Source organism: Brevibacillus sp. SAFN-007a, from assembly GCF_051967035.1.
Lineage (GTDB): Bacteria > Bacillota > Bacilli > Brevibacillales > Brevibacillaceae > Brevibacillus.
In genome coordinates this window covers 64,214-85,471 of record NZ_JBQCKK010000010.1, presented here as the reverse complement: position 1 = coordinate 85,471, position 21,258 = coordinate 64,214, and the positions used below count along the sequence as shown (strand labels likewise).

Genomic DNA, 21,258 nt, shown 5'->3' with positions numbered 1-21,258 from the left:
GTTGGGAGGAGGGATGAAGGATGCGGCCGTATGCCATGATGGTCAACCTGGAACAGAAACACTGCGTGGTCGTCGGCGGCGGGCAAGTCGCGGAACGAAAAATCGCCAGCCTGCTGGCCGCTGGGGCAGCCGTCAGCGTCGTGAGTCCCTCCTGCACGGAGGCGATGCGCGAATGGGAGCAAGCGGGCAAGCTGACGCTCCGGCTGCGCCCGTTCGTCCCCGATGACGTCGCGGACGCCGTGCTCGTCATCGCGGCGACCAGCGATCCGGCGGTCAACCTGGCTGTTTACGAGGCGTGTCGGCAAGCCGGGTGCCAGTGGATCAACGTAGTGGATCGTCCCGACCTGTGCTCGTTTACGGTGCCGTCCGTAGTCGAGCGCGGCGACGTGACCGTTGCCATCTCGACAGGGGGCAACAATCCGGGATTGGCGAAGAAACTGCGCCGCCAGCTGGAAGCGTGGATCGGGCCGGAGTACGAGGACTACACGCTCTTTTTGGGCAAAATGCGCCGCCGCGTACTCGCGCTGGATGAGCTTCGCCCGGCAGACAAGCGTGCTATCTTGGCAGAGCTGTTGGACGACCGCTTTTTGCACTGGACCCGAAGCGGAGAGAGCGAGCGAAGGGACCGGGAGGCAGCGGCGCTTGTGGCCGGATGGCTGGAGAGACAAGAAAAGGCATAAAACGGAACGAACCTGAGCCTGTTCAGCATGCGGGCTTGGGTTGTTTTTTTTGTATCCCCCATTCGTTCCGTCCGTCAGTTGCCCGGACTGTTTTCCGGCCGTTTGCTTTTGCTGATTCGTTCGAGAGGCAAAACGGCGTTCAGTAACTGGTAGATGCGTTTGGACTCCTTCGTCAAAAGAGGGCCTAAGATCGCCAGGATCAGCACGTACAGCGCGGCGAACGGCTGCAGGATATCCATGAGTGCGCCTGCTTTTCCCAGATTAGCCATGATGATGGAAAACTCACCGCGGGAAACGATGGTCAGTCCGATGTTCGTGGAGGCCTTGGGCGGCAGCCCGGCGCTGCGGCCAGCAAGCAGCCCGGCAGCGACGTTGCCGACGAGCGTGATGATGACCGCCGCGATGGACAGCCAGACGGCGCCCAGAAGCGACAAGGGATCAATCGTTAACCCGAAGCTGAAGAAAAACATGGCGCCGAAAAAGTCGCGAAAGGGCAGGATCAGATGTTCGATGCGTTTCATATGCTGTGTTTCTGCCAATATGAGCCCCACGAGCAGTGCGCCGATGGCCTCAGCTACATGGATCGTCTCGGAAAAACCCGCAATCAGAAACAGGGCGGCAAACACGGTAATCATGAACACTTCGTTCGATTTGATGTTGAGCGCGCGGTTCAAAAAGGGGACGAGCTTGCGCCCGACGATGATGAGCAAGAGCATGTAGCCCAGCGCGATCAGGGCGGAGGAAATCACGCCGCCAACGGAAGTGGCTCCGGAGAGAACCAGCCCGGAAACGATGGAGATGTACACGGCCAAAAAAATGTCCTCGAACATGATGATGCCGAGAATCATTTCGGTTTCGCGATTGGCGGTGCGCTTGAGATCGACCAGCACTTTGGCCACGATCGCGCTGGAGGAAATCGTGGTGATTCCCGCGACAATCAGCATTTCCTTGAGCGGAAAGCCGGCAGCCCAGCCAAACAGCAGTCCGAGCGTAAAGTTGATGGCGATGTAGATTGTGCCGCCAATCGCAATCGAGCGGCCGGCTTTGATGAGTCGCCCCACTGAAAATTCAAGTCCGAGGTAAAACAACAGAAAAAGCACGCCGACTCTGCCCATGAATTCGATGAGCGGAGCGCTGTCGATAAAGCGAAGGTCGAACAGGCCGAAGTCGGGAGCGTGCGGACCGACGACCATCCCGACCAAAATGTAAAAGGGAACGATGGAGAACTTCAACTTGATGGAGAGAAAGCCGGCGATGGCAATCAGAGCGAGCGCAAGGCCGACTTCAAACACGATGTGCTCCAAGGTCAATCACCCCCGTTGCTGAGAATAGTCTTGAGCGCCTTCACCTGCTTTCGTTCCCCCGCGACAACCAGGGTAGAGCCTGCACAGAGCACATAGTCGGGACCTGGGTTGATCGTTTGCTTATGATCTTTTTCAATGACGGCAATAATGGTGGCTCCCGTCTCCTGACGCACATCCAGCTCGCCAATCGTCTTGCCGATGGCGCGTGCGCCAGACTCGATCTTGTACCACTCGATCACGAGTTTGTCCAATGCGACCTCAACGGTTTCCAAAGCGGATGGCTTGTACGTCAAGCCGCCGACGATGGCTGCGATTTGCCGTGCCTCGTCATCATCGAGGGTCACCATCGAGATGTTGTCATCGGGATCTTCCCGATCGAAATGGTACATTTCCCGGCGTCCGTCATCGTGAATGACGATGACCAGCTTGTCGCCGCTTTTCGTTTCCACCTGGTATTTTCTGCCGATGCCCGGCAAATCTGTTTCTCGAATCGAGAACATGCAACAGCCTCCTTCAATTCCACGTCTGTATTTGGATAGGTCGTCACTCTTTTTCAGGGAAAGAGCGCTTTGCATGCCGCCAATAATTATTTGGAATTATAACCATTCCGGTGCTATTTTAGTAATAACCCCGGTGCATGTGAGGTGGCATGGTCGACATACGTACCTATTATTCCATTATTATACACGATGCGCCCAGCCGCTTTCCGGGGACGAACAGGAATTCACATAGATGCAACAAATTCCAACAGATTTAACACATTGTTTAAGGGTGATGAAGCGTGGCCAACAAGCAATATCGTTTAACCGAAGCAGAATGGCATTTTATTCAGGATATGCGCTCCATGGAGATGGATGAGCTCTTGGATATCGTGATTGCCCTGCGCAATGAGGTGCGGGAGCTGGAGAAAAAAGCAGAGATCATCCGCGAGCGGGAGAAGGAGCACTGGCTGGAGGAATACCAGGCTGCGCAGAAGCGAATCAAACATTTGCGCCAGTTCGAGCAGGACCTGCGCAAGACATGGCCACATGATTGAGCAAGGAGTACATTTTTTCCACCAACACGCATGAAGGTTGGCGTCTGAAAAAAGCAAAGCCTGTCACGCAACAAGGGAACCTGCCGGAGCGGGTTCCCTTGTGTTATAGCCAAAAGCAGCGGCACAGATGTTACGCCCAGATCGCTTTGCCCTCGGATTCCTGTTCCGAGCCCGGCTCTGTTGCGTCGCTCGCTTGCTGGACGCGCCCCGGATGGAATTCGTCCTCTTGCTTGGCGATGACAACCGCTGCTACGCCGTTTCCGATCAGGTTCGTAATCGCGCGCGCCTCGGACATGAAGCGGTCCACCCCGAGCAGCAGGGCAATGCCTTCGACCGGAATCATCGGGAACGCTGCCAGTGTAGCCGCAAGCGTAATGAAGCCGGAGCCTGTCACGCCTGCTGCGCCCTTGGACGTAATCATCAAAATGCCGAGCAAGGTCAACTGCTGCCAGATGCTGAGATCGACGCCGTACGCCTGGGCGATAAACATCGCTGCCATCGACAGGTAGATCGAGGTTCCGTCCAGGTTGAACGAATAGCCTGTAGGAACGACAAGGCCGACAACTGATTTGGAACAGCCGTACTTCTCCAGACGGTCCATCATTCGCGGAAGAGCCGATTCCGAGGAAGAGGTGCCAAGCACCAGCAAAATTTCTTCGCGAATGTATTTGATAAACGAAAAGATGCTGAATTGGTAGTAGCGGGCGATACCGCCCAACACCAGGACGATGAACAAAAACATGGTGATGTACACCGCTGTCATCAGCAGGCCCAGACGGGTGAGAGAGCCGATGCCGAACTTGCCGATCGTGTAGGCCATCGCTCCGAATGCCGCCAGCGGGGACACCTTCATAATCATGTTGACGACGCCGAAAAATCCGTGTGTCAGCTTGTCAAACAGCTTGATGACAGGCTGGGAGGCAGGACCCATGGCCGCGAGCGACAGCCCGAACAGGACAGCGAAGAACAGGATGGGAAGCAGTTCGCCTTTTGCCATGGCACCGACGACGTTTTCCGGGATGATGCTGGCGATAAAATCGACGAAGCCGTGATTCGATTGCGCAGCCGCTTCTGTGTACTTGCTGACGTCTCCGCTCGTCAAGCCCGTTTTGTCGAAGCCTTGGCCCGGTTTGATGAGGTTGACGACGACAAGTCCGATGGCCAGCGCAATCGTGGTAACGATTTCAAAATAAATCAGTGCCTTGCCGCCGATCTTGCCGACCTTTTTCATGTCGCCCATGCTCGCGATTCCGTTTACGACCGTGAAGAACACAATCGGCGGAATGACCATTTTAATCAGCTTGACAAACATATCCGCCAACACCTTCAGCTCTGCGCCGAATGTGGGGGCAAAATGCCCGACGAGTATGCCGAGAATGATGGCAATGACAACCTGAACGGTCAGGTTTCTAAAGTTGATCCGCATCGAACCGACCCCTTTTCTCCTCAAATTGCATGTGGTGCTGTGTCTGGAAGTTTGCTGTTGTAAGCGCTTCCCTTATCTATTTCGCATTGTACAGAATGGAGCGAAAATGGAGAATGATACGGTCATATTGGTTGTTTTGGTCGTTTTGGTCACGGATTCGCCTGAAGCCGGGACAGAAAAAATGCAAGGTTGACATACTCTCGACACGATCAATAGGTAAAGTAGGTGGTGTACATAGCGACATGACTTAAAAAAGACAACCGGGAGAAGGAGGATTTTCGATGTTTAAAAAGCAGTATCTGGCAGTTTTCTCAGCGGTGGTTCTTGCGACAAGCTTGCTGCCGAACGGCTCTCAGGCAGCGACCGGAACAAAAAACTTGCAGGCGAAGTACAACAATATCAAGGTTTTGTATAATGGCGCTGCCGTTCCTACGACGATCGAACCTTTCATCGTGAACGGAACCACCTACATTCCGCTGCGCATGATGGCAGGCGTGTTCAACAAGGAAGTCGTCTGGGATGGCAATACGTACACCATCACCGTAAGAGACCAGGCTGACGCCCAGCATGCGGCCGAGCTGGCGGCGCGCGATGCCCAAATCCGCAGTCTGCAAACGAAGATCGACACGCTGAACCAGCAAATCGCTGACCTGGAGGACGATCTGGAAGAGGCGAGAAACGACGATGACGACGACGATTTCGACGATCTTCTGAGCGATCTGGAAGACGATCTGAATGACGATTACGAAGACTTCCGCGGCGCTGAGTGGGATATTACCCTGAGCGGCGACGAAGATGAGATCGAGGTAGAAATCGCTCTCGACTTCGATGAGTATGAGGACGAATTGGACGATTCCGACTATGAAGACCTCGTGGTGAACGTCATTGAGGACATCTGGTATGAATTCGACGATGCAGACGTAGTAGGCGAGATCGTCGATACCAGCAACAACGACAAGAAAAAATACGACTTTGAAGGAGATGTGAGCAAGGAAGACATCTACTTCGAAGATGAGATCATCAACTAAGATTCAACCCAAAAAGCTTTGCTTCCTGAAAAAGGGAGCAAGGCTTTTTTCCTATTTTCCAAAATCCCAACTCCCAATCTAAAAAGAACGAGGTAAACTGATAGTATAGAAGTACGTAATAGAGGGAAAGGACCATGCGAGCGATCGCGAATGGGAGAATAGGAAGCCTATGAAAAGCATTTTGTTGGTAGAAGACGAACTGGTGATTTCGCGCGTACTGAAGGCGTACCTGCAAAAAGCGGGCTATCGGGTCTGGCAGGCGGAAGACGGAAGCGAAGCCATCCGCTTGTTTGACGAAAAAAAGCCGGACCTCGTTCTGTTGGATCTCATGCTTCCCGAGCGAAGCGGCTGGGAGATTTTGCAGGAGATTCGGGAAAAAAGCGCCTGTCCGGTCATTATCATGACGGCGCTCGGGCAAACCGATCAAAAGCTGAAGGGGCTCAACCAGGGAGCCGACGACTATATAACCAAGCCGTTTGTCGCCGAAGAAGTGGTGGCGAGAGTCAATGCTGTGCTGCGGCGCTCGGTGATTTTGATGAAGGATCAGGAGACGCGTTTTTTCGGCAGTCTGAAAATCAATTTCCAGTCTCATCGCGTGACGCTGCACGGACTGGAGCTGGTGTTTCATCCGCGCGACTTGTCCTTGTTGCTCTTCCTGGCGCAAAATCCGAACCAGACCTTTACCCGCGAGCAGTTGATCGAGCAGGTATGGGGAATGGACTACGGAGGCAGTGATCGCGCCGTGGATCTCGCCATCAAGCGCGTGCGCAAAACATTGGAGAATTGGCCCGCCCAGGAAGGCGAGATCAAGACGCTGCGAGGGGTGGGGTATCAGTTCTGTGTTTATTAAAAAACAGGAACCCGTCTCGCTTTTGCGCTACTGGACGACCCGCTACCTGCTGACATTGGTCGTCGGCCTGTTCATCGTCGGAGCCGTGTCAGCCTATTGGATCAAATACGCGGCGGTGGAAAAGCAAATCGAGGTGACCCGGCTGTTTGCCGAGGAAGTGGCGGATCGGGTCGTAGACGACGATGGAAACATTTTGGTGGGAGCCCAGCTGCACCAGGTGCTGGACAATCGGCGCAAGTTCATGGGGGTGGATCGCAACCTGCTGTTGTTTATTCAAAACAACCAGGGGGAGGTCCTCTACAGCCGTCCGGACATGCTGCCGCCCGCACTGGAAAAGGCGCTACCCGGCTTGCTAGAGCAGGCGAATACGGCGGACAGGATCAGGCAGGCGTCGGGTGATACGCTTTACGTCATCCGGAAAGATTTGCAATTTAACGACAATAGGATCGGGAAAGTCATCCTGCTGTTTCCCGAAACCGATATCAAGATCGGCCGGGAGCAGCTGCAATATTTGGTCATCATGCTCGGCAGTCTCGGCGTGCTTGGCTGGGCCGTCATTTACTTTCACTCCCGGAGGCTGTCGGAGCCGATTCAGCAAGTCGTGCTGTCGGCGCGAAAAATCGTGGAGGGCAACTACGACGTCACGATCACGAAGCCGATCCAGGAGCGGGAAATTCACGAACTGGTCTACACGTTCAAGGAGATGGCTGACCGCCTGCGCCAACTGGAAAGCATGCGGACAGAGCTGTTGGCCGGCGTGACCCACGAGTTGAAAACGCCTGTGACCTCGATCAGCGGACTGGTTCAGGCGATTAACGATGAAGTCGTTTCCGGGGCAGAACAGAAAGAATTTTTGGAGATATGCCTGCACGAAACCAGGCGTCTGCAAAAAATGGTGGAGGACTTGCTGGATTTCAACTCGTTTGCGGTCGGGGCGATCACCGTCCACAAGGAGGAGCAGGACATCAACAAGCTGGTCAGGGAAATCGCCTCGCAATGGCGGATTGTCCAAGACCTGGGGGCTATCTCGTTCGAGGTTGTCATCCCAGAGAAGCCTGTGACGGTTGTCGTTGATCCGGGCCGCGTTCAACAAATTTTGACCAATCTGTTGAACAACGCGAGACAGGCGATCGGAAAGGCGGAAGCCCAGGGAAGCATTCAACTGGTGCTGTACGAAACCGAAACGGACGTGCGCATGGACGTAAAGGACAACGGTCAAGGGATTCCCGCAGAGGAGCAGCCGCTTGTCTTCGAGCGGTTCTTCCGCGGAAGCAACAAAAAGGACAAGGTGAGGGGGCTTGGGCTTGGGCTGTCGTACTCGCGCATGATGGCCAAAGCGCTGGACGGCGATCTCGTGCTTAGGGAAAGCAGTGAGCGAGGCTCGGTCTTTACGCTGATCCTGCCAAAGCGGACGGATAGACAGCCGAGAACGGGTGAGAGCTTCACCGTCTCTGGTGAAGCTCTCTGATTTTTTCCATCAGGTCCGCCCCGATGCTTTCCGCGAACTTGTCGTAGACCGGTTGCACAGCTTGCATCCAGGCTGCCCGCTCTTCCGCTGTTTGCATGTGAATCTGGATGCTGTTCTGTTCCTGGAGCAGGCGCAATTGGCTCGCGTTCATGGAAACAGCCAGTTGATTGTTGTACGCGGTCGCTTCTTGCATGGCCTCCGTGATGGCCTGCTGAATATCCGGAGGGAGTTTGTTCCAGAACGTTTGATTAATGACGACTGCGTAGCCGAGAAAGCCGTGATTGCTGATGGTCATATACTTTTGCACCTGATACAGCCGCTTCGTGTACACATTGGAGATGGTGTTTTCCTCGCCATCCACTTTTCCGTTCGCCAAAAGGCTGTACAGGTCGCCGAAGTACGAGCCGATCGGAATTGCCTGAAAAGAGCGAAACTGGGCTTCGAGCACGGCGCTCGGAATCATGCGAAAACGCTGGCCGACGAAATCGTCTGGCGTAATCAGCGGGCGATTGGCCGTCATCTGCTTGAAGCCGCTGGACCAGAAGGCCAGACCCTTCATATCATAGTCGGCGAGCGTGGAAAACAGCATCTGCCCGATTTCGCCGTTGAGTGCCTGTTCTACGTCCTCCTGCGTTCGAAACACGTAGGGCAATTCGAGCACAGCCCAGGCGGGAATGATGCTGGACAGATGGGAAAACGCAGGGGCGATCATCTGTACTTCGCCCTTTTTCAGCGCCGCCATCTCCGTCTTTTCCGAATGCAGCACGCTGTTGGGGAAGACTTGCACCTCCACGCGTCCCTTGGTCTTGTCCTTGACCAGCTGGGCAAATCGTTCCACGGTCAAGCCTTTGGGCGTGTTTTCCGCGACTACGTGGCTGAATTTGATGATGATGCGCTCGGACAGTCCTTCCTGCACTTCGTCATAGCCGAGCTTCGCCGACGACAGGTCTGTCCCGAAGCCGATCATGACAGCACTCACAAGCCCGATCAACACAAACAGCGCGATGCCAAGAAACGATCTCATCTTGTTTACACCTGCCCACAATCAGTTGCGTTGCTGGATGTACTGTACCAAAATATAGAGAAGCAAGCAATCCCTGCCGGAAAGGAAGGACTGGTCTGTTCAAACGGTTAACGATCAAATGGAAGATCATGCTGCTTTCCGTCGGAATCGTGCTGTTCTCCCTGGTTATCGGCATGCTGATTATCGTGGGAGGCATGATTCGCGTGACGGAAAATCAGCTGGGCCAACGACTGATGACGATTGCCCGCACTGTCGCCCAAATCCCGCTGGTGCAAGAAAGCATCCAGGAGCCGGAGGGCTGGCGGCAGATCAATCCGACAGCGCACAAGCTGAGGGTCGTCAATGACGTGACGTACATCGTCGTTTTGAATAAGGAGCGCGTGCGCTATTCGGACCCGCTGGACGAGCGGATCGGCACGGTGTTTGAAGACGCGGCTGTCGAAGAGGCGTACGCCGAGCACTCCTATTTGCAAAAGGTCAAGGGAGACATGGGCACCGCGCTCCGCGCTTACGTGCCGATCATGGACGAGCAGCACCAACAGGTAGGGGTGGTGCTGGTGGGCCGGGTGATCCCCGGTCCATGGGAAATGGTGAAAAGCGAGCGCGGCAACATCGCCTGGACGCTGCTTCTCTCGCTTTTGGTGGGCGTCTGGGGCAGCTACCTGCTGGCTCGCCACATCAAGAAGCAGATGCTCGATCTGGAGCCGGAGCAGATCGCGCGCATCCTGGTCGAGCGGACGGCTACCTTTCACGCCATGCACGAAGGGGTGATCGCCATCGACAACCAGGAGCGAATCACGATTTTCAACGATCGGGCCAAACAGATCTTCGGCATCGAGGGGGACGTGCTGGGAAAATCCATTCGCGAGGTCCTGCCCGACACCCGCTTGCCCGAGGTGCTGGAGCTGCGGCAAAACTTTACGAACACCGAGTTGCACGTCGGCAATGCCTTGCTCTGGTCCAATCGCTTTTTGATTAAAGTCGAGGACAAGATCGTCGGCGCCCTCGCCATCTTCCAGGACAGGACGGAGGTTGCGCGAATGGCGGAGGAATTGACAGGGGTCAAGGAGTTTGTCGGCGCCCTCCGCGTACAAAACCACGAGCACATGAACAAGCTGCACACGATCGCGGGCTTGCTGCAGCTCCACCAATACGACAAGGCGCTCGCCTACTTGTTCGAGATCAACGAGGAGCAGGAGGAGCTGACTTCTTTTCTGACGACGCGGATTATGGACGAAAACCTGTCCGGGCTTCTGATCGGCAAGGTCAGCCGCGGCAAGGAACTGGGCATTCGCGTGAGTATCGACCGGATGAGCCACCTGGAAAAATTTCCGCCCTACATGGACCACCACAACTTTGTGCTCATCCTGGGCAATTTGATTGAAAATGCGTTCGACTCGCTGGAACAGTGCGAGCGACCGGACAAGGAAATTACGATCAGCATCGAGCAGGATGAAGAAGTGTGCTCGATTCTCGTGGAGGACAACGGGATCGGCATGGACGAAGAGACGCGGGAGAAGATGCTGGAAAGAGGCTTTTCCACCAAAAGCCGGGCGAATCGCGGACTCGGTCTGCACCTGGTGCATCAACTGGTGCGAAAAGGCAGGGGCGAACTGGTCTGCCACTCCCGTCCGGGGGCAGGAGCGAGTTTCCTCATTACATTCCCGATGAAGGAGGTGGACGAATAATGGCGGCGGACAGCATTCGCGTGCTGGTAGTGGAAGACGATCCGATGGTGCAGGAGATCAACAAACAGTTCATTGAGCGCGTGCCGGGCTTCGTCGTCGTCGGGATGGCGGCGAACGGGGCCGATGGCGTGCGAATGGTGCAGGAGCTAAAACCGGACTTGGTCATCATGGACATTTTCATGCCGATTCAGGACGGCGTCAAATCGCTCGTGGAGCTGCGCGCTGCCGGACAGGACGTGGATGTCATCGTGGTGACGGCGGCCAAAGACAAGGCGACGATTCAGGCGATGCTGCGCGGCGGTGCCATGGACTACCTCATCAAGCCGTTTGCGTTTGCGCGCATGAAAAAGTCGCTGGAAACCTACCGGGAGTTCCGTCAGAGGATCGAACAGGCAGAGACGGCGTCGCAGGCTGAGGTAGACCAGCTTCTGTTTCGCGGCGCGTCAGAGCGCGACGACGAAGAGGAGTGGTCAGCACGGGCAGGCGGCAAGCTCGATTCCTTGCCAAAAGGGCTGCATGCCGTGACGCTTGGGCAAATCATTCGCCAACTGGACAACGAAGGACAGGCGCTGTCCGCAGAAGATGTCGCGGAACGGGTGGGCATCGCGAGGGTGACGGCCAGACGCTATCTGGATTACCTGGAAAAGATGGGGCTGGTGAGAATCGACGTCAGCTATGGCGGGGTAGGCAGGCCGACGAATCGCTACGTTCGTGTCGGCGCGCAGGAAACGAAATGACAAGGGAAAACAAAAGGCATGAACGAACCGGAGACGGCATACGTGTGTGCAGAGTCGCTTCGCAGGACCGCAGTCGAAGGACAAAACAGAAAGGGAGACGGGGCCGATGAAGAAAGGAAAAGCATTGCGGGCCGGGGATACAATCGGGCTGGTCGCCACTTCCAGCCCTGCAACGGAAGAAGGGCTGGGCAAGGCAGTGGCCGCGATCATGGAGATGGGTTTCAAGGTAAAAGTCGGGCAGACGTGCTACGAGACGTACGGCGGCTATTTGGCGGGCACGCCGGAGCAGCGGGCAAGCGAGCTGAACGCGATGTTTGCCGATGACGAGGTGGACGGCATCCTGTGCATGCGCGGCGGCTACGGATCCCCGCAAATGCTGCCGCTGCTCGATTACGATCTCATCGCGCAAAATCCGAAGCTGTTTATCGGGTACAGCGACATAACGGCGCTGCACACCGCATTCGGGCAGGTGTCACGTCTGGCGACCTTGCACGGGCCGATGGCGACCTCGTATATGGCGCCCGGACTGGATGACTGGTCCAAGGCGTATTTGCTGCGGGCGATGACCCGGCCTGAGCCGCTCGGGCCGATCCTCAATCCGCCGGGAGAGGACATTCTCTGTCTCGTGGAGGGGCAGGCTTGCGGCCCCATCGTCGGCGGAAACCTCGCGCTGGTCGCGGCGCTGATGGGCACGCCGTACCAGCTGGATACCCGTGGCAAGCTCCTGTTTCTGGAGGATGTGGATGAGGAGCCGTACCGGGTGGATCGCATGCTGACGCAGCTTGCGCTCGGTGGCCTGTTCGACGATTGCGCAGGAGTCGTCATCGGCACGTGGACCAACTGCGAGCCGAAAAAGCGCGAAGGCTTTTCGGTGTGGGACGTGTTCCACAACATCGTCGTGCCCTACGGAAAGCCGACGATCTGGAACGTGCAGAGCGGGCACGGCACCTACAATATGGCGCTGCCCTTTGGTGTGGAGGCTACGCTTGACGCGACTTCACGGCTTCTTGTCCTGGAGGAAAGCCTGACCGTGTAAGGTTCGGCCGAAGCGAATGCTCACGGGCAGGAGCTATCGGGAGCACAACGGCTCGGGCAGAAACGGGCTGGCTGTTGCCAGCTCGGGAGGGGCGCACGCGGCGATTTTCAAAGCCGATCCGGTATAGGATCGGGGAAGCGGCGGAACACTACAGACGCTGTAGCTTTTTCATCATAGAAAGGAGCGTCCTTTTCATGAGCATGACGATAAGTCGGCCCGTTACCGAGGTCTTAAATAAACAGGTTGCCAACTGGTCCGTGTTGTATGTGAAGCTTCACCATTTTCACTGGTATGTAAAAGGTCCGCACTTCTTCACGCTCCACGCCAAGTTCGAGGAGCTGTACAACGAGGCGGCCACGTATGTGGATGAACTGGCGGAGCGGCTGCTGGCTGTCGGCGGCAAGCCTGTCTCGACGATGAAGGCCTGTATCGAGCAGGCTTCTGTCAAGGAAGCAGCCGGAGGCGAGTCGGCCGAGCAGATGGTGCAGGCAGTCGTGAGCGACTTTACGACCTTGATCGGCGAGCTGAAGGAAGGGATTGTCGCCGCAGAGGCCGCCGATGACGAGGCGACGGGCGACATGTTTTTGGAAATGAGCGAGAGCCTGCAAAAGCATGTGTGGATGCTACAGGCGCATTTGGGAAAATAAGCGCAAGCAGGAGAGCAAGCTGATGCCGTCGGTGTCAGCTTGTTTTTTATCCAGACAAGAATTTGTGGCTTCGCCAAAAAACGTGTAAGAAAATGCGGGCTGCGGTATCTAAATGCTGAAAGGGAGGGGAGGACGCTGAGAGATAAAGAACTGCTGCCGTCGCTCTCGATTCTTCGCACGACAGTCGACGTCTCGCTGGAAGCGATCATGGACGCTCATCTGTACCGGATTTACCGTCTCTGCTGCTGGCTTGTCCAGGACAGGCAGGTCGCAGAAGATATTGCCCAGGAGGTGTTTTTGCGCGCGTACCAGCATCTTCCACGCTTTCGCGGGGAGAGCAAAATCGAGACGTGGCTGTATCGGATTGCGGTAAATGAGTGCAAACGCTACATGCGCTCGTGGTCGTTTCGGCATTTGCTGTATCAGGCGGAACCGGCTGTGCCTGGCTTTTCCGGGTTGGAAGAGGAAGTGCTGCAAAAAGAAGAGTGGCGCCAACTGACAGGCTGCATGGCGAAGCTTTCGTATCGTCATCGCCAAATGCTGGTTCTCCACTACTACGAAGAACTAAGCGCGGAAGAGATTGCGGCGATTCTCGGCATATCGCCCGGCGCTGTCTACACCCGTTTGCATCGCGCGCGTGAAAAGCTGAAAAAGCTTTTGCTGAAGGAGGGAGAACGGTGGACGTAGAAAAAGGATTGCGCCAATTGGCAACAGTCGAACGGCAAGCATGGAAGCTCGAAGACGAGCGGAAGGCACGCATGGAGCAAAACATCCTCACACAGGCGAAAAGACGGAAAAGCGCGCTCCCGCGCATCGGAGGGGCGGTTGCTGCCGGAATCGTGCTGGCGGTCACGGTCGGCGTCGGCTTTCAGGTTGGTGTGAGCAATCAAGGGGGCAACCATCCGGTGGAAGCGCCCTATGGCGAAGCGGCACTCAGTCAGCGAGCGGCTCAGCTGATCGAGGTTATGGCCCTGTACGGCGGGGTACACGAAGCGAAAATTTCCGCTTCTCCGTTGGCGGGAGTTTTTGCCGAGGCGCAGGAAGCCGTCCTGGTGGAAGAACGATACAGAAAGGTACACATCATCTTTTTTCCCGAAGGGTACCGGGCCGATCAAATCAAAATCGTGGAGGACTTCACTCGCCCGAAGGAGGTCACGTATACGTTTCAAGGGGCGAAGTTGCGGGAGGATCGCTTGCCGCTTTCAGCCAGCGGCCCGACGTATTTGTATGCGGCCAAAAACGTCCTGTTCCTGACCAACAGCTTGTCGCTGCATGAGGACGTGAAATTTGCGCTGGATCGCGAACAGCGGCATGAACAATTTTTGCAAAGCTTCGGGCTGTCACTGTCGGCGTATGCGTACCTCCACGATTACAAGCAAAACGCCATCTATACCGACATGGGGTGGAAGCTAGACGCGCTGAAACAGATCAGGCTGCTTTCCCGCCAGCCGATGGTGGAGCGCGGAACGGCCTACAAGGGCAGTATTCCTGCCGTCTTTTTAAAAAAAGACGAGCCAGTGGCTGTCGTCCTATACAATGACGGGCTGGGAAGCAACCACCTTGCCAGGTATCGCTGGGACGAACAGGCGCAAAAATGGGAGCTGGAGGAAAAAAAGCGCGTGCCCGCAACAGGTCCGGCAGCGACGGCGACGTAACAGCGAGGCGGGATTTTTTCGTGGGTGCGCCTCTCTTTTCCATAAGCAAAGAAGGTGCTGTGGCTCTATTTGGGACATCCCTCTTGTTCCCAAGAGAGGCATGCTAGTGTAAACTTACTTTTATGTGATGAAAAAAAGAAAGCACTTTCATGATGGAAAGGATGTACATTCCCATGGCATCACCCTATGTTACCTTCAATCGCGAGCAGTGGAGAGCGCTGCGGGCCTCCACGCCGCTTACCATATCAGACGAAGAACTGGCCTGTTTGCAGGGGGTGAACGAAAATGTATCCATGACTGAAGTGGCCGATATTTACTTGCCGCTGTCTCGTCTGCTGAATTTGTACGTTGGCGGCATGCAGGAGCTGTATCAGGCCACGCATACGTTTTTGGGCAATCAGGACAGCAAGGTGCCGTTTATCATCGGGATCGCCGGAAGCGTGGCGGTCGGGAAAAGCACGACAGCCCGTATTTTGCAGACGCTGTTGTCTCGGTGGCCGAACCATCCCAAGGTCGATCTGGTGACAACAGACGGCTTTCTGTATCCGAACCGGGTGCTGGAGGAGCGGGGGATCATGAAGCGCAAAGGGTTCCCGGAAAGCTACGACCTGCGCCGCTTTATCAACTTTTTGTCCGATGTGAAATCCGGTCTGCCTGAGGTCAAGGCTCCGGTCTACTCTCACCTCGTCTACGACATCGTGCCAGGGGAATGGCAGACCGTTCGCCAGCCCGACATCCTGATCGTGGAAGGCTTGAACGTGCTTCAGCCGCCAAAAGGCGACGATCCGCGCCTTTCCGAGGTGATCGTCTCCGACTTTTTCGATTTTTCGATTTACGTGCACGCCGAGGAAAAAGATATTTTGCAATGGTATGTGGAGCGCTTCAAGCTGCTGCGTCAGACCGCTTTTTCCCATCCGAACTCGTACTTCCGGCGCTACGCGAACCTGTCTGACGAGGAAGCCACAGAGGTGGCGACAACCATCTGGACGGAAATCAACGGAGCGAACCTGGTGCAAAATATTTTGCCGACGCGCGTCCGGGCCCAACTGATTTTGAACAAGGGGCAGGATCACATGGTGCAAAGCGTCAAGCTACGCAAGCTGTAAGCATAGCGGCGGGAGGGATAGCCAGTGAAAATGATTAGCGCCTGTCTGATCGGCTGCGAATGCCGCTACGACCAAACATCGTGTCTGGACAAGGAGCTGGAGCAGTTGCTGCGCGACGGCCAAGTCATTCCTGTCTGTCCGGAGCAGCTGGGCGGCTTGCCGACCCCGCGTCCGCCAGCGGAGATTGTCGGGGGAGACGGGAACGACGTGCTGGACGGGCGGGCGAAAGTGATCGACCAGACCGGCCGCGATGTGACGGCTGAATTTGTGGCGGGCGCTTATCAGGCGCTGCGACTGGCGAAGACGGTCGGCGCAACCGCCGCGATCCTGAAAGAGAACAGCCCGTCCTGCGGCAGCTCGTTTGTGTACGACGGCCACTTTTCCGGGAACAAGGTGCCGGGAGCAGGCGTGACGGCGGCGCTGTTTCGCCGACATGGCATCGAGGTGAAGTCGGAGCGAAACTAGCTTTCGCGCAGCAGAAAACTTGGCTGCTCCAAGTTATTGATAGCACCGTTTTTCGCAAGCGAAGCAGCGAATAGCAGGGGCGGAAACAGTATGGTACGCTACGACATTTCCTGCCTGATCCCGTTCGTATTCGATTTTGTACATGACATCGGAAAAGAGCGACTTCGTGTAAACAAGCTCATCGGTGGCAAAGTGGTGGCGCTCCTTTGCGTTTTTTTACAAATGATACCATGAAACCCGTGCGCGTAGCAGATGGCTGTGCGCACGGGTTTTTGTTTCGGTTTCTACCCGTTTACGAAAACGTTTCGATAAACCGCTTGGCGGCCTTGGACAAGTGCCGGCCCGACTGCCAGACGACAGCAGCGGATGAGTAAATGGACGTTCCGGCAAGCCTGATTCCGCGAATTTGTTCGCTCTGATGCGTCTTCCAGGCGGAAATCGGGACGATGGACGAGCCGACGGAGGCGGCGACCATGCTGACGATCAGCGAGATGTCCGGGCACTCGCAGATGACGTGCGGCGAAATGCCCAGGCGCGAAAACTCTTTGATGAGCAAATCGTAAATGCCAAGGCCGGGCAGGCTGGGCATGATGAGCGGAAGCCGGGCGATTTCCTCCATGTGGATTTCCGTGCGGTCCGCATACGGCGAGTCAGCCGGGACGATCAGGACGAACGCTTCTTCCTCCAGCGGAATCATCGTGCAGTTGTGGAGCGAGTGGGGCAAGCGCACAATCGCGACCTCGATGGTGCGCCGCTCCAGCCACTGGTTGAGCAGCTGGGTGTCGCCCTTCCAGACTTTATAGGTGATGAGCGGGTATTTTTGCTGAAACAGTCGAATCTGCTCCGGCAGACGGTAGGCGGACAAGGCGCTCACCCCGATGGACAGCGTCCCGCGAATGCCTTCGCCTGTTTCTTTTACCTCGGCGAGCGCTTCCTCCATCTGATGAACGATGTTCAGCGCCTGGCGGTACAGGGTAAGCCCGGCTTCGGTCAACTCCATCCGCTTCCCGGAGCGCTCCACGAGCGCGACGCCCAACTCGTCTTCCATTTGCTTGAGCTGCTGGCTCAAAGGGGGCTGGGCCATGTTCAGCCGTTTTGCCGCTCCTGTAATTTGGCCTTCCTCCGCGATGGCGATAAAGTAGCGCAATTGCCGTATATCCACGTGTCATCCTTCTTTCGTTGGCTTTTCTGCTATATGATTTCGATATGAAAATCAGATTTACTCGATATTTTTCATATTGTTGTTGCTATGATAGCATATGTTTCAGCAAAACATCGAGAGACGACGAAAGAAGGAAGGGAAATAGACGTGCGTACGTGGCTGGATAAGCTGTTTCACTTGCGCGCTTGCGACACGACGTTTCAACGGGAGCTGATCGCCGGTTTTATCGGCTTTGTCACCATTGTCTACATTGTTGCCGTAAACGCTTCGATTTTGCAGGACGCCGGAATTCCCATGGAGGCAGGGATTTTGGCGACTGTATGGACCGCTTTTATCGGATCCTTGTTCATGGCTTTCTGGGCGAATGCTCCGATCATCCTCGTCCCCGGCATGGGGATTAATGCGCTGTTCACCTATACGCTTTGCCAGTCGATGGGCCTCTCCTGGCAGGAAGCGCTGGCGGCTGTATTCGTTTCCGGCCTGATCTTTACCGTCATCGCCTTTACCCGCGCGGCGGCGATTTTGTCCAATGCGATTCCCGCTTCGCTGAAGGAAGCGATTACGGTAGGCATCGGCTTGTTTTTGACCTTTATCGGGCTGCAAAAAGGCGGCCTGATCGTCACCAATCCGTCCACCTTCGTCGCGCTGGGCGATTTGTCCAGCCCGCATGTGATCGTGACGTTGGTGACGCTCCTCCTCACGCTGATCCTGTTTGTGCGCAATGTCCCCGGCAACTTCCTGATCGGGATTGCGGCTGGTACGGGACTTGGCTTTTTGTTCGGGATCGTCGCGCCGGGGACAGGGGAGACGTTTTCGTTTGCGCAGTACGGACAAGTACTGGGCGGTCTGTCGTTTTCCGCCATCTGGACCTTGCCGTTCTGGATCGCGACCTTTTCGCTCGCAATGGTGGTCGTGTTTGAAAACATCGGCTTGCTGCACGGGCATACGGCGATGATCGGTCAGCCGCAAAAGTTCCGCCGCTCGTTGCAGGCTAACGCCTTGTCGGCGGCTATCTCCGGCATCCTGGGAACGAGTCCGACCGTATCCACGGTAGAGACGGCAGCCGGAATTGCGGCAGGGGGGCGGACCGGACTGACCACGCTTGTCACCGGGACGCTTCTGTTGTTCTCGCTCGGCCTGATTCCGGTGGTGAAAATGATCCCGGACGGCGCGGTGGCGCCTGTGCTCATCATCATCGGGGCACTGATGCTGCAAAATGTGCAGAACATCAATCTGAAAGACTTCTCGGAGGGCTTCCCCGCCTTTTTGATTATCGCGATCATTCCGCTGTCCTACAGCATTGTGGACGGCATCGCCTTCGGCTTCGTGGCCTATCCGCTGATGAAGCTCGCGCTGGGCAAGCGCCGGGAAGTGCCTGCTCTGCTCTATGTGATCGCCGGGCTGTTTTTGCTCAATCTGATGCTGCCTGTATTCACGTAAGGAACGATACCCCGCCTTTCGGTTGGGGTATTTTTTTGTCCCGACCTGTTCGGCCACACGGAGCGGGGACTGGTCGCCTTTTTTCGGCAGCCCGACCTTCGCTATCTGAAGGAAGGCACAGCAGGAAGAAATCGAGCATCGCCAAGCTGTTGAGGAGATCATCTCGTTTCTGGAGATTGAGTCCATCCGGCACAAGCCAGTGGGCACTTTGTCGTACGGTCTGCAAAAGCGTGTCGAGGGGCGTGGAGTCGTTGCAGTCCAACGAGGATGTTCGCGAGTTTTACCTGGGGGTGAGCGACGGGAAGCGCAAAAGCTTTCGTCAGGTGAAGCACTACAAACGGCGAAAGCGCTGGTTGTGACGGTTGAAAGCAGGAAAAGCAGCCATTCTCTTGCGGGATGGCTGTTTTCTTATTGATCTTTTCCTTCAGCCAGTGGTAAATTTAGGGATGCTGCCGAGAGCGCGCCATGACGTGTTTGTTGTCATTTGTCCATTCGCGGGCTTTTGCGCCAGGCAGGCCGCTTTGCGAGTCAAGGGTACGGCCCGATAAAGGAGGGAAAACATGCTCCCGCTAAAAAAGGTCGATGAGCTGACGGACGACGTTGCGTCCGTGATTGCGCCATGCCTGTACAACCCGACACGAGAAAAGCTGAACGTGCTGATGAGATTATACAAATCCGATCCGAACCGGATTTTATACGCCTGCGTCGACGACGATGGCGTCTTTGCCATTATCGGGCTGAAAATCAATCCGGCAGAGAAGACAGCGGTCATTCTGCATATCGCGGTCACAAAAGAGCGGCGCGGGCAAGGCATCGGCCACCAATTGATCGACGAGGTGTTGGCTCTGCACGGGTTTACTGCCATTCAAGCCGAAACCGATCAGGAGGCGGTCGCCTTTTATCAGTCGTGCGGGTTTACGGTGGAGAGTCTCGGGGAGGTCTACCCCGGCGTTGAGCGTTTTTTATGTGTGAAAAAGAAAGAGGCGGGACTTGCGGGGAAGAGGGATAGAGCCAGGTAAACCGGCCTTCGTCCCCAAAAAGGCCACCTTTCGCTCCGTCAAGAGCAAAAGGTGGCCTTGCTTGCTAGGCAGGGTGAAGCCTCGGTAGCCAGGTTTAGCGTTTCACCAGCACAAACGCCTTTTTCATTTCATCCTGTTTTCTCCGCTTTTAGTCGGCTCGAAATGGGCGCTCATCAGCTCCCATTTGTTTTGGCTCCACTTCCATTTGGAGCGGAGGTAGCCGCGCACGTCTGCGTTGTAGTCTCCGGTCAGACGCTCTGTGCCTTCCAGCACGTAGAGGCCGTTTTTGTTCTCGTCGATTGGCTTCAACTCGACAAAGCCGCCTCCAACGATGCCTTGTTTGTCTTTATCAAGGCCGGGCAGGCTGAGCTTTTCGGCTTTGCCGTTTTTGACGGTGTAGATGTGCTGGGTGGTGTAGCCGCCGCTGCCGCCCGTATTGGCGCTGACCATGATCTCGCCTTTTTTGTCGTAGGTGAAGTCTTGCACGGACAGCTTGGGCTCATAGCCGCCGTCTTTGACGTCAATCGTAAACGATTTCTTGGTCCGGCCATCTGTTACGTTGACAGTGAGGGCGGATACGTACGGGCTGTTTTTCTCCTTTTTCCCATAGAGCGTAATCGTGTCGGCCTTGTTGTCGCCTGTCACGTCCGCCGTTTTTTCTGCGAGCACCTGCAAGTCTTTTGTGGCAGAGCCTGTGCTTGCAGCGTCGGCGGTCAGGGCTTGTCCGGTGAAAAGCACCGAGGTGAGCAATGTCCCTGTGACGATTTTGTTCCAGTTGTTCATGCTGAATCTCCTCCCTTGTCTTCGCATTTGTTCAGAGTGTGGCAAGTTTTCATGAGTGTGTGGTGAGTGGTTCATGTGTCTTGCTACACGTTCATTATGAGCGAAAGAGCAGAAGGGATCGTTACAGACAGGTGACAGCCCGTCTACAAAACAGGAACAGGGGAAAAGCGGGCAACAAAGCGAAGTTCACTTGCAGGACGAAACAAGCTGGGGCTGAATAACCCCGGCCTGTTTCCGATGAGGGAGGGACAATAAATGAATGAAAAGAACAAAACGATACCTACAGATACATCCGGTTCAGAGCGCACTCCTATCAATGAAATGTTGGAGGATGCGCAGCGAATAGAAGGAAGCGGGCCACCTACAAAAATAAATATGAAAACAATGCCAAGATGGTTGAGAATCGTTGGTTATTCATTTCTGTCTCTGTTTTTTGTCTTTGTATTCTTGCTCCTGATTTCGAGTTTGGTGAGATAAAGGCATCGTTCGTCCTCCCAGTGAAGGATGCACGTACCCCTGTCAAGTAGACAGCTATGCACAAGTCCAAGCAGCCAGTGTGTTTCCGTACGCAGCGGGAGCACACTGGTTTCGTCGTTTTTGGAAGCGCTTATGGTGTTCCACCTGCCTTGGCGTTTTTTATTTTACAAAAATGGAAGGAATATGAAATCTTCACATCTAATTTACATCAAATTTGGATGATTTGT

General features: G+C 55.5%; 22 protein-coding genes and 1 pseudogene. 17 read left to right on the top strand and 6 right to left on the bottom strand.

The window, feature by feature from the left end:
• Positions 1 to 20 precede the first annotated feature (20 nt).
• Positions 21 to 680 (top strand): precorrin-2 dehydrogenase/sirohydrochlorin ferrochelatase family protein, encoded by a 660-nt coding sequence (locus ACTHO6_RS12740; RefSeq protein ID WP_440241946.1) that lies wholly within the window; start codon positions 21 to 23, stop codon positions 678 to 680.
• 74 nt (positions 681 to 754) lie between these two features.
• Here the strand turns inward: ACTHO6_RS12740 and ACTHO6_RS12735 are convergent, their stop codons facing one another.
• Positions 755 to 1,984 carry a cation:proton antiporter gene (locus tag ACTHO6_RS12735; protein ID WP_440241945.1) on the bottom strand — a complete coding sequence of 410 codons (1,230 nt, stop codon included), beginning with the start codon at positions 1,982 to 1,984 and terminating at the stop codon, positions 755 to 757.
• 2 nt (positions 1,985 to 1,986) lie between these two features.
• Positions 1,987 to 2,484, bottom strand: coding sequence for a cation:proton antiporter regulatory subunit (locus ACTHO6_RS12730; protein ID WP_440241944.1), 498 nt, complete (start codon positions 2,482 to 2,484; stop codon positions 1,987 to 1,989).
• A gap of 281 nt (positions 2,485 to 2,765) precedes the next feature.
• Here ACTHO6_RS12730 and ACTHO6_RS12725 point away from each other — a divergent pair, with 281 nt between their 5' ends.
• A complete protein-coding gene (locus tag ACTHO6_RS12725) occupies positions 2,766 to 3,020 on the top strand; it encodes a hypothetical protein (RefSeq protein ID WP_005832027.1) in 255 nt (84 codons plus the stop codon).
• A gap of 130 nt (positions 3,021 to 3,150) precedes the next feature.
• Here ACTHO6_RS12725 and ACTHO6_RS12720 read toward each other — a convergent pair whose 3' ends face one another.
• Positions 3,151 to 4,446, bottom strand: a complete 1,296-nt coding sequence (locus tag ACTHO6_RS12720) for a dicarboxylate/amino acid:cation symporter (protein ID WP_440241943.1) — start codon at positions 4,444 to 4,446, stop codon at positions 3,151 to 3,153.
• Between the two features lie 281 nt (positions 4,447 to 4,727).
• Between ACTHO6_RS12720 and ACTHO6_RS12715 the strand changes: the two genes are divergently transcribed.
• The 3 genes from ACTHO6_RS12715 (at position 4,728) to ACTHO6_RS12705 (ending at position 7,792) form a co-directional block, all read left to right on the top strand.
• A complete protein-coding gene (locus ACTHO6_RS12715) occupies positions 4,728 to 5,474 on the top strand; it encodes a stalk domain-containing protein (RefSeq protein WP_440241942.1) in 747 nt (248 codons plus the stop codon).
• 169 nt (positions 5,475 to 5,643) lie between these two features.
• The gene (locus ACTHO6_RS12710) at positions 5,644 to 6,324 is read left to right on the top strand and encodes a response regulator transcription factor (protein WP_440241940.1); all 681 of its coding nucleotides are present in this window, start codon (positions 5,644 to 5,646) and stop codon (positions 6,322 to 6,324) included.
• On the top strand, positions 6,314 to 7,792 hold the full coding sequence (locus ACTHO6_RS12705; RefSeq protein WP_440241939.1) for an ATP-binding protein: 1,479 nt from the start codon (positions 6,314 to 6,316) through the stop codon (positions 7,790 to 7,792). The genes ACTHO6_RS12710 and ACTHO6_RS12705 overlap by 11 nt, the downstream gene beginning before the upstream one ends.
• On the opposite strand, the gene ACTHO6_RS12700 is transcribed toward ACTHO6_RS12705, so the two are convergent.
• Positions 7,767 to 8,816: a DctP family TRAP transporter solute-binding subunit gene (locus tag ACTHO6_RS12700; protein WP_440241938.1), complete on the bottom strand. Its 1,050-nt coding sequence runs from the start codon at positions 8,814 to 8,816 to the stop codon at positions 7,767 to 7,769. The two genes, ACTHO6_RS12705 and ACTHO6_RS12700, sit on opposite strands and share 26 nt — an antisense overlap.
• Before the next feature lie 128 nt (positions 8,817 to 8,944).
• Between ACTHO6_RS12700 and ACTHO6_RS12695 the strand changes: the two genes are divergently transcribed.
• From ACTHO6_RS12695 to ACTHO6_RS12660, 8 genes are all read left to right on the top strand, one after another.
• A complete protein-coding gene (locus tag ACTHO6_RS12695; RefSeq protein WP_440241937.1) occupies positions 8,945 to 10,504 on the top strand; it encodes an ATP-binding protein in 1,560 nt (519 codons plus the stop codon).
• Complete coding sequence (locus ACTHO6_RS12690) at positions 10,504 to 11,241, top strand: response regulator (protein WP_440241936.1); 738 nt, start codon at positions 10,504 to 10,506, stop codon at positions 11,239 to 11,241. The genes ACTHO6_RS12695 and ACTHO6_RS12690 overlap by 1 nt, the downstream gene beginning before the upstream one ends.
• Positions 11,242 to 11,347: 106 nt before the next feature.
• The gene (locus ACTHO6_RS12685; protein ID WP_440241935.1) at positions 11,348 to 12,277 is read left to right on the top strand and encodes a S66 peptidase family protein; all 930 of its coding nucleotides are present in this window, start codon (positions 11,348 to 11,350) and stop codon (positions 12,275 to 12,277) included.
• 194 nt (positions 12,278 to 12,471) lie between these two features.
• Positions 12,472 to 12,924, top strand: coding sequence for a Dps family protein (locus ACTHO6_RS12680; protein ID WP_440241934.1), 453 nt, complete (start codon positions 12,472 to 12,474; stop codon positions 12,922 to 12,924).
• A 207-nt stretch (positions 12,925 to 13,131) separates the two neighbouring features.
• Positions 13,132 to 13,611, top strand: a complete 480-nt coding sequence (locus tag ACTHO6_RS12675) for an RNA polymerase sigma factor (RefSeq protein ID WP_440241933.1) — start codon at positions 13,132 to 13,134, stop codon at positions 13,609 to 13,611.
• Positions 13,602 to 14,579 carry a hypothetical protein gene (locus tag ACTHO6_RS12670; protein WP_440241932.1) on the top strand — a complete coding sequence of 326 codons (978 nt, stop codon included), beginning with the start codon at positions 13,602 to 13,604 and terminating at the stop codon, positions 14,577 to 14,579. Before ACTHO6_RS12675 ends, ACTHO6_RS12670 begins: the two co-directional genes overlap by 10 nt.
• A 173-nt stretch (positions 14,580 to 14,752) precedes the next feature.
• Positions 14,753 to 15,685 carry a type I pantothenate kinase gene (gene coaA / locus ACTHO6_RS12665; RefSeq protein ID WP_440241931.1) on the top strand — a complete coding sequence of 311 codons (933 nt, stop codon included), beginning with the start codon at positions 14,753 to 14,755 and terminating at the stop codon, positions 15,683 to 15,685.
• Positions 15,686 to 15,709: 24 nt separating this feature from the next.
• Positions 15,710 to 16,150, top strand: coding sequence for a DUF523 domain-containing protein (locus tag ACTHO6_RS12660; RefSeq protein ID WP_440241930.1), 441 nt, complete (start codon positions 15,710 to 15,712; stop codon positions 16,148 to 16,150).
• Between the two features lie 292 nt (positions 16,151 to 16,442).
• Here ACTHO6_RS12660 and ACTHO6_RS12655 read toward each other — a convergent pair whose 3' ends face one another.
• The gene (locus ACTHO6_RS12655; protein WP_440241929.1) at positions 16,443 to 17,312 is read right to left on the bottom strand and encodes a LysR family transcriptional regulator; all 870 of its coding nucleotides are present in this window, start codon (positions 17,310 to 17,312) and stop codon (positions 16,443 to 16,445) included.
• A 147-nt stretch (positions 17,313 to 17,459) separates the two neighbouring features.
• Here ACTHO6_RS12655 and ACTHO6_RS12650 point away from each other — a divergent pair, with 147 nt between their 5' ends.
• From ACTHO6_RS12650 to ACTHO6_RS12640, 3 genes and pseudogenes are all read left to right on the top strand, one after another.
• Positions 17,460 to 18,752: an NCS2 family permease gene (locus ACTHO6_RS12650; RefSeq protein WP_440241928.1), complete on the top strand. Its 1,293-nt coding sequence runs from the start codon at positions 17,460 to 17,462 to the stop codon at positions 18,750 to 18,752.
• A 112-nt stretch (positions 18,753 to 18,864) separates the two neighbouring features.
• Positions 18,865 to 18,990 (top strand): annotated as a pseudogene (locus ACTHO6_RS12645) (ABC transporter ATP-binding protein); the annotation flags it as partial.
• 322 nt (positions 18,991 to 19,312) lie between these two features.
• Positions 19,313 to 19,771, top strand: coding sequence for a GNAT family N-acetyltransferase (locus tag ACTHO6_RS12640; protein WP_440241927.1), 459 nt, complete (start codon positions 19,313 to 19,315; stop codon positions 19,769 to 19,771).
• A gap of 123 nt (positions 19,772 to 19,894) precedes the next feature.
• Here ACTHO6_RS12640 and ACTHO6_RS12635 read toward each other — a convergent pair whose 3' ends face one another.
• Entirely contained in the window at positions 19,895 to 20,554 is a 660-nt protein-coding gene (locus ACTHO6_RS12635) for a hypothetical protein (RefSeq protein ID WP_440241926.1), read from the bottom strand.
• A 255-nt stretch (positions 20,555 to 20,809) separates the two neighbouring features.
• Here ACTHO6_RS12635 and ACTHO6_RS12630 point away from each other — a divergent pair, with 255 nt between their 5' ends.
• Positions 20,810 to 21,031, top strand: a complete 222-nt coding sequence (locus tag ACTHO6_RS12630) for a hypothetical protein (protein WP_440241925.1) — start codon at positions 20,810 to 20,812, stop codon at positions 21,029 to 21,031.
• Positions 21,032 to 21,258 lie beyond the last annotated feature (227 nt).